Origin of the sequence: Pseudomonas sp. G5(2012), from assembly GCF_000408945.1 — a bacterium.
GTDB lineage: Bacteria > Pseudomonadota > Gammaproteobacteria > Pseudomonadales > Pseudomonadaceae > Aquipseudomonas > Aquipseudomonas umsongensis.
Window position 1 is genome coordinate 1 of sequence record NZ_APIO01000057.1, and the last position, 12,144, is coordinate 12,144.

At 61.4% G+C, this 12,144-nt stretch carries 11 protein-coding genes; 4 read left to right on the forward strand and 7 right to left on the reverse strand.

Translation table 11 applies throughout. The features are described 5' to 3' along the window. Positions 1–219: 219 nt before the first annotated feature. From PG5_RS17935 to PG5_RS17965, 7 genes are all read right to left on the reverse strand, one after another. A complete protein-coding gene (locus PG5_RS17935; RefSeq protein ID WP_020798538.1) occupies positions 220–1,230 on the reverse strand; it encodes a YeiH family protein in 1,011 nt (336 codons plus the stop codon). Beyond that, the gene (locus tag PG5_RS17940; RefSeq protein ID WP_020798539.1) at positions 1,227–1,553 is read right to left on the reverse strand and encodes a Rieske 2Fe-2S domain-containing protein; all 327 of its coding nucleotides are present in this window, start codon (positions 1,551–1,553) and stop codon (positions 1,227–1,229) included. The genes PG5_RS17935 and PG5_RS17940 overlap by 4 nt, the downstream gene beginning before the upstream one ends. Next, positions 1,550–2,212 (reverse strand): DsbA family protein, encoded by a 663-nt coding sequence (locus PG5_RS17945; RefSeq protein WP_020798540.1) that lies wholly within the window; start codon positions 2,210–2,212, stop codon positions 1,550–1,552. The genes PG5_RS17940 and PG5_RS17945 overlap by 4 nt, the downstream gene beginning before the upstream one ends. Next, the gene (locus PG5_RS17950; protein ID WP_020798541.1) at positions 2,209–3,534 is read right to left on the reverse strand and encodes an MFS transporter; all 1,326 of its coding nucleotides are present in this window, start codon (positions 3,532–3,534) and stop codon (positions 2,209–2,211) included. Before PG5_RS17950 ends, PG5_RS17945 begins: the two co-directional genes overlap by 4 nt. Before the next feature lie 88 nt (positions 3,535–3,622). Further along, complete coding sequence (locus PG5_RS17955; protein ID WP_020798542.1) at positions 3,623–4,675, reverse strand: 3-keto-5-aminohexanoate cleavage protein; 1,053 nt, start codon at positions 4,673–4,675, stop codon at positions 3,623–3,625. Positions 4,676–4,762: 87 nt separating this feature from the next. Continuing rightward, positions 4,763–5,611 carry a TauD/TfdA family dioxygenase gene (locus tag PG5_RS17960; RefSeq protein WP_020798543.1) on the reverse strand — a complete coding sequence of 283 codons (849 nt, stop codon included), beginning with the start codon at positions 5,609–5,611 and terminating at the stop codon, positions 4,763–4,765. A gap of 13 nt (positions 5,612–5,624) precedes the next feature. After that, a complete protein-coding gene (locus tag PG5_RS17965) occupies positions 5,625–6,605 on the reverse strand; it encodes a quinone oxidoreductase (protein WP_020798544.1) in 981 nt (326 codons plus the stop codon). Positions 6,606–6,837: 232 nt separating this feature from the next. Here PG5_RS17965 and PG5_RS17970 point away from each other — a divergent pair, with 232 nt between their 5' ends. The 4 genes from PG5_RS17970 to PG5_RS17985 all read left to right on the forward strand — a co-directional run bounded on the left by PG5_RS17970 (position 6,838) and on the right by PG5_RS17985 (position 12,078). Next, positions 6,838–8,346: a PLP-dependent aminotransferase family protein gene (locus PG5_RS17970; RefSeq protein ID WP_020798546.1), complete on the forward strand. Its 1,509-nt coding sequence runs from the start codon at positions 6,838–6,840 to the stop codon at positions 8,344–8,346. 111 nt (positions 8,347–8,457) lie between these two features. Then, a complete protein-coding gene (locus PG5_RS17975) occupies positions 8,458–9,513 on the forward strand; it encodes a sugar phosphate isomerase/epimerase (protein WP_020798547.1) in 1,056 nt (351 codons plus the stop codon). A 64-nt stretch (positions 9,514–9,577) separates the two neighbouring features. Next, positions 9,578–10,843: an MFS transporter gene (locus PG5_RS17980; RefSeq protein ID WP_020798548.1), complete on the forward strand. Its 1,266-nt coding sequence runs from the start codon at positions 9,578–9,580 to the stop codon at positions 10,841–10,843. A 167-nt stretch (positions 10,844–11,010) separates the two neighbouring features. Beyond that, positions 11,011–12,078 carry an alpha/beta fold hydrolase gene (locus tag PG5_RS17985; protein WP_020798549.1) on the forward strand — a complete coding sequence of 356 codons (1,068 nt, stop codon included), beginning with the start codon at positions 11,011–11,013 and terminating at the stop codon, positions 12,076–12,078. The last annotated feature ends 66 nt before the right edge of the window (positions 12,079–12,144 follow it).

The window sequence follows — 12,144 nt, forward strand, 5'->3', positions numbered from 1 at the left end:
GGAGTCGCCGTAAGGGCGAAACCATAGGTGGCCGTTACCGCAGCAATGGATATGCACTCCGACAACCAATTTCACACAGGCCCACCGGGCAAAAAAAACGGCGACTGCTGGTACAGTCGCCGTGAAAAACCAGTGTCATCGACACCGGTCGAGAACACCACCGCAGCTAGGAGCCAACTGCGGTGCGGTCCTCTGCCAGAAAACGATTTACGTCGGCAGTCATAGGCCCCAGTGCAGCAACAACAGCACCAGCACGACGAGGAACACCGTCTCCCCCACCATCAGCAGGATCGGCTTGATGCCCACCGCCGCCAGCTCCTTGAGCTGGGTCTTCATGCCCAAGGCACTGATGGACACCACCAGGCACCAGCGCGACAGCTCATTGATCGAGCCCTGCACCGCCGGGGCTATCCACCCGGTGCTGTTGATGCACGCCAGAATCAGGAAACCGACAGCGAACCATGGCAGCAACGGTGGCCGCTTGCCGGTCGGATCGGCGCCCTGCATGCGCGTGATCATCGCGGCGGTGACGATCACCGGCAGCAGCATGGCGACGCGCATCAGCTTGACCACTGTCGCCGTATCACCGGTCTCGGTTGACATGCTGTAGCCGGCACCGACCACCTGCGCCACATCGTGGATGGTCGCTCCAAGAAACACCCCGGCCACTTGCGGCGACAGTTGCAGCCAATTGGCGATCATCGGGTAGACGATCATCGCCAACGTCGACAGCGCCGAGACTCCGATCACCGTGAACAGGGTCGCGCGTTCTTTCTGCGGGTGATTAGGCAGCGCTGCCGCCAGCGCCAATGCGGCCGATGCACCACAGATCGCGGTAGCCCCACCCGTGAGCATGCCGAACAAACGCTGAAAGCCCAGCGCCTTGGCCGCGATTACCGACACGCCGATGGTAACCACCACCAGGATCACCACCAGGGCCACCGGCTTCCAGCCCAGCGCCGCCATCTGTTCGAGGGTGATGCGCATGCCCAGCAGCGCCACCCCGATTCGCAACACGGTGCGTGCGGTGAACTCGATACCGGCCTTGCAGACGCCGTCACCGGCGAGGAAATTCAGGGCCATGCCCAGCAGCAGGGCAAACAGCATGACGGGCGCACCGTAGTGCTCGGACAAGAACGACGCGGCGGCAGCCACGATCAGACTGACGATGAAGCCCGGGGCCAGTTCGCGCGTGCGACTATGGATGCGGGTAAGAGCGATGGCGCTCATGGCGCGGACTCCTCAGGAACTATGACGATGAACGCCTGGCCGTCGATGATCTCGACCGGGTAGTTGTTGACTTTGACCTGCCTGGAATTGAGCAGGTAGCCGCTGTGCAAATCGAAGCGCAAACCATGGGCGCAACATTGGATCACCCGCCCCTCGAGACGTCCGCCACACAGCGAGGCGCCCTGGTGCGGACAGCTGTCGTCGATGGCAAACAGCTGTCCGTCGACGTTGAACAACGCCAGGCTTTTGTCCTCGAACTCGAACAGCGCCCGGCCACCGGCCTGCGGATGTTTGCCGACAGGTACGGGAATGCGCCGGGTCATGCCGGCTGCCGCTCGTGCTCAGGTTCCTTGAGCGCTTCGTTCATCGCGCTGAGCAGCGCCTGGGCAGGTTGTGCACCGATCACCGTTATGCGCCGGTCGAACTGGAAGCTCGGCACACCACTGGTCGCACCAGGCGATCCTGCAAACGGCGTGGCATCGCCCTTCAGGCAATCGAGCACAGCGTCGCTATCGAAACCGCAGGAGCGGGCGATGGCGAGCAAAGTCTCGTGGCACCCCAGGTTCTCGCGCTTGCGGAAGTAAGCGGCGAACAGCCGCTCGAGCAACATTTCACACTGGGCAGCATTGCCCAATGCGCTGATCCGCTCGAACAGGCGATGGGCATCGGCGGTGTTGGGCATCGTCTCGATCTGGGTCAGGTCGATGTTCAGTCCAACCGCCGCGGCAGCCCGTTGTACCTGGGCCTGACGCATGGTCATGGCGTCGGCATTGCCCAGGCGCTTGCGGTAGAAATCGGCGAAAGGCTCACCTTCTACCGGCAACTGTGGCAGCAACTGCACGCCATGCCACTGCGTGCTGATCTGCACATCCGGGTGGCGACTGCGAAACTGTACCTGCGCATGCTCCAGCTGGCGCTTGCCGATCAGGCACCAGGGGCAGATAAAATCGAAAAACACATCAATCTGTAGACGACGACTCACAACTTCACCTCTAACCCGGCTTGGCTGACGCGGTCAGGCACGGTCTGACCCTGAAGACGGGCAATATCTTTGTGGTAATGACACTTGGCGTAGAAGAACACGGCCGCTGCCGCGAGGCTGACCAGTGGCACCAGTTGAAAAGCGGCATGCAGGCCGATGAGGTCCGACACCCTTCCGGTGATGAACGGTCCTGGCGCCAGTCCCAGCATGTTGTTGGCCAATGTCAGCGTGGCGAAGGCCGTGCCATGGACCGAGTAATGGGTCAGGTTGGCAACCATCGCGCCAGCCGGGCCGGTGGTACCGGTGGCAATCAGCATGCCCAGGCAGATCAGTGCCAGCTGCAACGGCCCTGCCTGTAGCGCGAACGCCGCCGACAGCAACAGGCAACTGCCCAGGCAAAACGCGATGGCCAGGCTGACCTTGCGTTCCGGCGAGTTGCGACACAGGCGATCGCTGAGCATGCCGCACAGGATCATCCCGGTACCACTGCACAGCACGATGATTGCGGCCATGCCGCCAGCCTTGTCCGTGGGCATGTCGTAGTAGCGATTGAGGTAGCTGGGAATCCACACCATTACCGTGCCGCCGACGAACAGCTGCAAGCCGCTGCCGATGTAGGTAGCCACCACCGAACGACTGGACCACAGCGTACGCAGCGGACGCTTGGCCGCGGCTACCTTGTTCGCCAACTGGGCTGCACGCTTGGGCGCAATGCGTGCTTCCTTGACGATGATCGGGTACAGGATTGCCAGCAGCAAACCAAACAGCGCCATGCCAGCGAACGACCAGCGCCAGCCAAGCTTGGCGGCGATAGCACCGCCCAACGCCATGCCCAACACCGAGCCAAACATCCCGCCCGCCATGAACGCGCTGGCCAGGGTCGCCCGCATGTGTTTCGGAAACACCGAAATCACCACCGCGATGCCGACACTGCCGTAGGCGGCTTCGCCGACGCCGACCATGAACCGCGCGATGAACATTTGCTGATAGTCCTGCGCCAACGCGCAACCCAGCGTGGCCAGGCTCCACAGCATCGCCATCAGCGCCAGGCTCTTGACCCGGCCAAAGCGGTCAGCCATCAGCGACAGCGGAAATGTCAGCAGGCCAACCATCAGCGCGACAATGCCACTGAGCAGGCCAAGCTGCCCGTCGCTCAAGGCCCATTCGCCCTTGAGCAGCGGGAACACCGCGTTCAGCACCTGGCGTGACATGTAGTCGGAAATCAACAGGCCGAACGTCAGTGCGAAGACAATCCAGGCATATTTACGCGCAACGTTGACGCAACCAGCGTCGTCATCGTCGGCGATTGGGTGAAAGGCCATGCAGCCTCCTCAAAGCTTTTATTTATTTTTGTTATCAAGCGTTTTGCAGTGCGCACGAGGGGTCACGGCCTCTCGTGCGCACCACGGGTCAGCCGCGTTGCGGCACACCTTTTTGCCCGGCCTTGCGGTTGGGCGACATACCGTTGGCAAGCAGGGTCTGCTCGATGCTGTCGTACTTCACGCCGATGCGATAAATCTCGCGGGCTTCTTTGCCCGTGGCGATTTCGCGACCCAGTTCGTGGGCAATGCGCACGGTTTGCTGGATTTGCGCAACCGAGCCGAAACGCTCGCCCTTGTGATCAATGATAGTGTCTTCGTTGCCAACGCGCGGGTGCAGCCCCATGGACATCGCCATGGTGTTGAACGGCAGCACGTTCTTGAGCAGCGACTCCGAAGTCAGGGTGCAGCCGTCCGGAACACGGTGGATGAAGTTGAAGAAGTTGAACGGGTTCGGACCGTCGAAACCACCGCCGATGCCGATCCAGGTCAGGTTCAGCGGGCCTTTGTAGATGCCCTTGCGCACCAGGCGCTCCAGGGTTTCGTAGGCATGAATGCCGGTCAGCTGGAAGTGCGGCTGGATGTCGTTGTCCATCAGGCGCTTGAGGTGCTCGGCAACCCAGGCTGGCCCTGCCGGTACGGTCATTTCGCTGTAGGCAGCCTGGACCAGCGGGTTGGCCAGGGAAGTGCCTTCCAGGTATTCCGGGTACAGCAGCTCCATGATGTTCATCTGGGTGGTGTTGATCGCCACCGTGACCTGGTCCGGTTTTGGCGTCAGCTCGGCCAACATGTGGCGCGTATCGTCGGACAACCACTTGGCCGCTTCGCCATCACTTTCCGGGGCGAAGGAAATCGAGCCACCCACCTGGATGATCATGTCCGGCACGGCTTCGCGCACACCGGCGATCAGCTCGTTGAACTTCGACAGGCGCTTGGAGCCCTTGCCGTCCAGTTCACGTACATGCAGGTGCAGGACCGTGGCGCCGGCTTCATAGCAATCGACCGCTTTCTGGACTTGCTCGTCCATGGTCAACGGGATGTCTTCCGGGAAGTCTTCCGGCATCCATTCCGGGCCGTACGGGGCCACGGTGATGACCACTTTTTCCATGTTTTCTGGGTGCAGGGAATCGTCGAAGAATTGCATGAGTTACTCCAGTTCTTATGATTGTCCCGCCCACCCGGATGCGTGCCGGGCAGGCGTGTTTACGAGTGCGTATGCAGAAAGGGTCGATCAGTACGTCTTGTCGCCGATGATCCCGGCGCGCTCCATCTTTCGATGGCACGGTGGGTAATCCATGACGGCGTAGTGCTGGGTACTGCGGTTGTCCCAGATGGCGATGCTGTTGGGTTTCCAGCGCCAGCGCACTTGATACTCGGGGATATACGCCTGGCTGATCAGGTAGCGCAGCAAATCGCTCGCGCCGGGGTTGGCGTCCTGGCCGAAGCGCACCCGTTCAGGGGTGTGGTAGTTGCTCAAGTGGGTGGTGAAGGCGTTGACGAACAGCACTTTCTCGCCGGTTTCCGGGTGCGTGCGCACCACCGGATGCTCGGCGTCCGGGTACATGGCCTTGAGCGCCAGGCGTTTCTCGATCGGCATCGCCGCACCGAAGCTCGCTTCGATACTGTGGCGGGCGCGCAAGTCGGCAATCTTCAGCTTTACGTCTTCAGGCAAGCGCGCGTAGGCCTCGACCATGTTGACCCACATGGTGTCGCCACCGACCGGTGGGCATTCCACGCAGCGCAGCACGCAACCCATCGGCGGTGCCTCGCGCCAGGTCGCATCGGTGTGCCAGGCGTTTTCGTAGCGGTCCATCGGCTGGTCCGGGTTCTTGTAGATGCGCACCAGCCCCGGGTGCTCCGGATCGCTGCCGGCCACCGGATGGTCCTCCAGTTCGCCGAAGCGCCGGGCGAAGGCCACGTGTTCGGCGCGAGTGATGTCCTGGTCGCGCAGGAACACCACGCGGTGCTTGAGCAACTGGGCACGAATCTCGGCAAACAGACCGTCGTCATGCACCGCGTCGGCGAGGTTCACGCCGATCAGTTCGGCGCCGATGCTGTAGGTCAATTGTTCGACTTTCATGGCTGGCCGCTCCTTAAATGACGAAAATCGACGAACCGGTTGTCTTGCGCGACTCAAGGTCACGATGCGCTTGTACCGCATCCTGCAAGGCGTAGTGCTGGTTGATCTCGATCTTGATCCGGCCACTGCCGACGTGATCGAACAACTCACCAGCCAGGGCGGCTTTTTCGGCCGGGTCGCTGATGTAGTTGGCCAGGGCCGGACGGGTCAGGTACAGCGAACCTTTCATCGCCAGCATCACCGGGTCGAACGCCGGGATCGGCCCGGATGCAGTACCCACGCAGACCATCAGGCCACGGGGTTTCAACGAATCCAGCGAACCCATGAAGGTGTTCTTGCCAACACTGTCGAACACCACATTGACGCCCACGCCGTCGGTCAATTCGCGAACGCGTGCAGCAACGTCTTCATGGCTGTAATTGATCGTATGGTCGCAACCGTGAGCCCGGGCGATCTCGGCCTTTTGCTCGGTCGACACCGTGCCGATCACGTTCAGCCCGAGCAACTTGGCCCACTGCGAAACGATCAGGCCGACACCGCCAGCGGCGGCGTGCAGCAGAATGCTGTCACCTTCCTTGAAGTCGTAGATGCGGCGCATCAGGTACGAAGACGTCAGCCCGCGCATGGTCATCGCCGCCGCCGTTTCGAAGCTGATGGTTTCCGGCAGCTTGATTAGCGGCGCGGCCGCAATCAGCCGTTCGGTGCTGTAGGCGCCAAGGGTGTTGAGGAAACCGGTATAGGTGACGCGGTCCCCCACCTGGACGTTGGTCACGCCTTCGCCGATGGCCTGGACCACACCGGACGCCTCGACCCCCATGCCGTTGGGCATCGGGATTGGGTAGGTGCCATTGCGAAAGTAGGTGTCGGCATAGTTCAGGCCGACCGCCACATGACGCAGTCGAACCTGGCCTGGACCGGGATCGCCGACTTCGACATCCTCGTAGCGAAGGACTTCGGGACCACCGGTTTCGTAGAAGCGTACGGCCTTGGCCATTTTTCTTATTCTCCAGTCTGCAATATTGGCTGCTGCGTCGATTTGCGCTGATTGGACTGTAGGATGCTGCCTGGTGAGCCGCTTCTCATCAGACGACAATGGCTTTTCATTTCATGACAGTGCTCGCTGTGGCGATGACGGCGGTGGATGACTTCTCCAGTGTCGCTCGCTACCCTTACGGGGTGCCTGACGGCGTTCCAGGTCAAACACACTCCATCCAGACGAGCATGTAATGAAATCCTCCGCAGGTTTGCTGTTGTCGGGCATCGAGCTGGACCGTGCCAGCGCCATCCCCCTTTACCGCCAACTCTACTTGCAGATTCGCAAACAGATTCTCGGGGGGCGGATTCAGGGAGGCGTGCGCCTGCCATCGACCCGCACCTTGAGCAAGGAGCTGGAACTGTCGCGGATCACCATTCTCAATGCATTCGATCAACTGATTGCCGAGGGCTTTCTGGCGTCGCGGACCGGGGCCGGGACCTACGTCGGCACTGAGTGGGAAAGTCGAGGCATTGCCGAGCAACCGCAGCAGCCCGAGCCCCCTCGTTTGTCCGATCTGAGCCAGTCCATGCTGTCGTTGCGCAGCCGGCATTTTCGTGGCGTTTCCTATACCGGTTGGGCGGCGCAAACGCCCATTTCATTCCTGCCCAGCCACAGCGCCTACGACGCGTTCCCGCAACCGGTCTGGAAACGCCTGATGAACCGCCACCTGCACAAGCCGAGCAAAGCCATGCTCGGCTATGGCGAACTGCAAGGGCTGTTGGCCCTGCGCCAGGCCATTGCCGAATACGTTTTCGACGCCCGTGGCATCGACTGCAGTGTCGAGCAGGTGGTGATCGTTTCCGGTGCCCAACAAGCCTTCAACCTGCTGGCCATGCTGTTGCTCAACCCCCAGGACAGCGTGTGGATGGAGGACCCGGGGCATATCGCCGCGCGAATCGCGTTCCAGGCCCAAGGCGGTCAAGTAGTGCCGGTGCGTATCGATGAACAGGGCATCGATGTCGAGCAAGGACTGAGCCGCTGCCCTGAAGCTCGCCTGGCTTTTACCACACCGTCTCGCCAGCATCCCCTGGGCGTAACCATGAGCTATGCGCGGCGTCAGGCACTCATCGATTGGGCTGCACACCACCATAGCTGGATCATCGAAGACGATTGCGACAGTGAGTTTCGCTACAACGGCCGCCCGTTGCCGGCACTCTATGCAATGGATCAACGGGCTCGGGTGATCTACGTCGGTACGTTCAGCAAAGTGCTCTTCCCCTCGTTGCGCCTGGGTTACGTGATACTGCCGCAGGATTTGATCGAGCCCTTCTGCACCCTGCGTGCGGTGATGGATCGCAGCCCCGCCACACTGCTGCAGGCGGTGACCGCGGATTTCATGCGCGAAGGTCACTTTCTCGGCCATATTCGCCGTATGCGCGCGCTGTACCAGGCCCGCCAGCAAGCGCTGGTCGAGCAACTGCAACAACAACTCGGCAACTTCTTGCGAATCACCCCGGTGGACGCCGGCATGCACCTGATCGCCTGGCTGCCTCCCGAGCTCGATGACGACGCCATTGCCAAGCAACTGGCGCAACACAACATCCACACCTACGCCCTCTCCGACTACTGCATCGAGCACGTCCTGCCGCCGGCCCTGCTGATCGGCTTTGCCGGCACCCCCGAAAACCAGGCCCGGGAGCGCGTCGAGGCGCTGGCCCGGGCCCTGGACGCGATGGGGTGCCTGACGCAGGCCACTTGAGCACAACAAGTGGTCTTATCAATTAACTGATAATGGATCTATCGAGAGTTCCTGGCTGGCGCGATAAAGGCTGCGCCGCAAGACCCGGTGTCTGAACCAGGAACGACTCGAATGAACAATAAGATCCAGGAACGATTCAACGCTTTGCTTTGCCACAACGTGGTCGAGGAAGACACGGCGCCCGTGCTGACTGACGCACTGGCCCGGCAATTGCTCGAACGACTGGCGCAACTGCGCCTGTTTGCCCACGCCTATCCGCTGCTGACCAACCTCACCCAGGGTCGCGTCACCCCCGTCGACCTGCTCGATTTCGCCTATCGCCACGAGTTGCAAGGCCTGAGCCTGCACTTGCTCGACGGCGAGGCCAACAGCCTGAGCCAGATGACGCCCGCGCAACTGCAGGTGTTTGCCGACAAGGCCCGCGCCCTGGGACTGGACGTGCATCTGGAAATCAGCAGCACCCAGAAGAAAGATGTCGACCAGGTGATCGCCATCGCCCGCGCCCTGGGCGTACGCAACATCCGCGTCTACTCGCGCTACGAGGGAACGCTGTCGCGGGTCATTGACCTGATCGAAACCGATCTGCGCTACTTGGCGCAGCAGGCGGATGAGCACGACCTGTACTTCGACTTCGAGCAGCATGAAGAGCTCAAGAGCAACGAGATCGCGCAACTGCTCAAGCGCCTCGACCACCCTCGCCTGCGTGCCCTTTTCGACTTCGGCAACATGATCAATGCCTGCGAACAACCCCTGCAGGCATTGCGCAACCTGGCGCCGCACATCCGCCAGGCGCACCTCAAGGGTGTGCGCATTGTCCCCGAGCAAAACGGCTTCGGCCATTACGGCGTGCTGCAAGGCAGCACCGAAGACGACCTGCCCAGCGCCCGCCTGCTGTTCGAGCTGTTGATGCTGGGCGACACAACCCCGCAGGTGATCGCTTTCATCCTCGAGCAGGAAAACCACTACGTGGCGCCGGCGTTCCGCCAGACCGCTGAGGCGGCCGACCCCTTCATCGCTTATCGGGAAATGAGTGAAACACCCCTGCCCGACGGCTTCTCGCTGGAGCGAATGCTGGCCGACGAGCACCGCTGGGCGAACAACCAGGTGGCCTATGTACGCGGTGTGCTGGCCGAATTGCGCACCCTGGCCGAGCTGACCCTGGCCTGACCCTGCCCAATAAGACCCAAGCCTGAACCCGACGCTTCGAACCGATTACACCCGGAGAACAATAATGACAACTCAAAACAAGGCCAAATGGCTCAGATTCCTGATACTGATCCTCGGTGGCGGCACCATCTACAAACTGGCCAACCTCAAGGACGCCTTCTATGTGCCCATGCAGCAATTCATGGGCTTGAGCCACACTGAAATCGGCCTGTTGCTAAGCGCCAACGCGATCATCGCCACTGCGCTGTTCGTGGTCGGCGGCCTGCTCGCCGATCGCTACGACACGCGCAAACTGATTCCCATCGGCCTGATCGGCACCGGTAGCCTGGGGCTGTATCTGGCAACCTTTCCACCCTTCAATAACCTGTTGATCGTGTTCAGCCTGCTGGCGGTGTGTGCCGACTGCCTCTTCTGGCCTTCATTGCTCAAGGCCATCCGCAACCTGGGTGACGATCAGGAACAGGGTCGGCTGTTCGGCCTGCTGGAAGGTGGACGTGGGGTCGTGGATACGCTGGTGGCCTTCTGCGCGCTGGGGGTGTTCGTCGCCATGGGTTCGGGCGAAGCCGGCCTGAAATCGGCGATCCTGTTCTACTCGGTGATCGACATTCTGGCCGGGACCCTGACCTGGTTCCTGCTCAAGAGCGGTGGCACAAAAACGACCGCCAAGCCCGGCAACGGCCTGGCCAACCTGTTCGAAGCCATCAAGGTGCCGGGCATCTGGCTGGTCAGCCTCAACGTGTTCATGGTCTACATCGTCTACTGCGGCCTGACCTACTTCATTCCCTACCTCAAGGAAATGTACGGCCTGCCGGTGGCACTGGTGGGCGCCTACGGCATCATCAACCAGTACTTCCTGAAGATCCTCGGTGGCCCTGCCGGCGGTTTCATCGCCGACAAGCAGTTCAAGAGCACCAGCCGCTACCTGAAGTGGGCGTTCCTCGCGCTGCTGCCGCTGATGGGCATCATCCTGCTGATTCCGAAGAACCCGAGCTTCATCTATGCCGGCATGGCCGCCACCCTGTCCTTCGCGCTGATCGTGTTCTCCATGCGCGGCGTGTTCTGGGCGCCGATGGGTGAAGTCGGCATCCCGCAACACATCACCGGCTCGGCCTTCGGCATCGGCTGCCTGATCGGCTATGCACCGGGCATGTTCGCCTACGTGATCTACGGCGCGATCCTCGACCACTTCCCTGGCGAGCAAGGCTATACCTATGTATTCAGCCTGATGAGCGGGTTGGCGATCATTGGCTTCATGGTGTCCAGCCTGCTGTATCAATCGGTGCGCAGGAAGTCCATGGTCAGTGGTGAGGTAAGCGCAGCGCAGGCTTGATCCGACGTTGTGTATCACTGTGTATCTGGACAACGGCGGGATACAGGTGCTTGCACCGGTCCCGCTCTTCGACACAGGCCAGATACGTCATCGCGCTCAAATGCAGGCAGGGTTTGAAGGGGATCGGCTGGGTCCCCTGGCCAGCGGTTTGCAAGGGAGAGATCACGATGAAAATGGCACAGCAGAACGACAACACCGGTAAACCCCGCCGCAGTCTGATCAGCGCTTCGATCCTCGCGCTGAGTCTGTTCGGCGTCCTGGGAGCCGCTCACGGACAAACCTCAGCTACCCTACAGCCTGCTGCGACAGCGGCTGGCGTCACGCAGGCGGCAGATTTGCCATTTGGCCCGCTCAAGCATGTCAACGCCGGCCTGCTCAACGTGGCGTACGCCGAAACGGGCCCGGCCGATGGCCCGGTGGTGATTCTGCTGCACGGTTGGCCGTACGACATACACAGCTATGACGCAGTCGCGCCCTTGTTGGCGGCCAAGGGTTATCGCGTGTTGATGCCCTATGCCCGCGGCTACGGGGACACGCATTTTCTCTCCGAAAAAACCCTGCGCAACGGCCAGCCGGCCGCCCTGGCCAGCGACGTCATCGACTTCATGGACGCGCTGAAAATCAAGCAAGCCGTGCTCGGTGGCTATGATTGGGGCGCACGCTCGGCCGACATCGTTTCGGCGCTGTGGCCAGAACGGGTCAAGGCACTGGTCTCGGTCAGTGGGTACCTGATCGGCAACCAGGCCGCCGGCAAGAACCCGCTGCCACCCAAGGCCGAGCTGCAGTGGTGGTACCAGTTCTACTTCGCCACCGACCGCGGCCGCGCCGGGTACGAGAAAAACACCCATGACTTCGCCAAGCTGATCTGGCAAACGGCCTCGCCAAAATGGGCCTTCGATGACGCCACCTTCGACCGCAGCGCCAAGGCGCTGGAAAACCCCGACCATGTCGACATCACCGTGTTCAACTACCGCTGGCGCCTAGGCCTGGTCCAGGGCGAGAGCCGCTACGAAGCGCTGGAACAGAAACTGGCCACCGCACCTTCCATCAGCGTGCCGACCATCACCCTGGAAGGCGACGCCAACGGCGCACCGCACCCCGCCCCCGAGGATTACGCCAAGCGCTTTACCGGCAAGTACGAATTCCGCCTGATCAGCGGCGGCATCGGCCACAACTTGCCACAGGAAGATCCGCAGGCGTTCGCCAAGGCGGTGATTGATGCGGATCATCTTTGAGGCCCCTGCGATAGGGGGCTGACAGCCGAGCTGGATTTTGTAGACCGAGTACATATCCATTCCTGC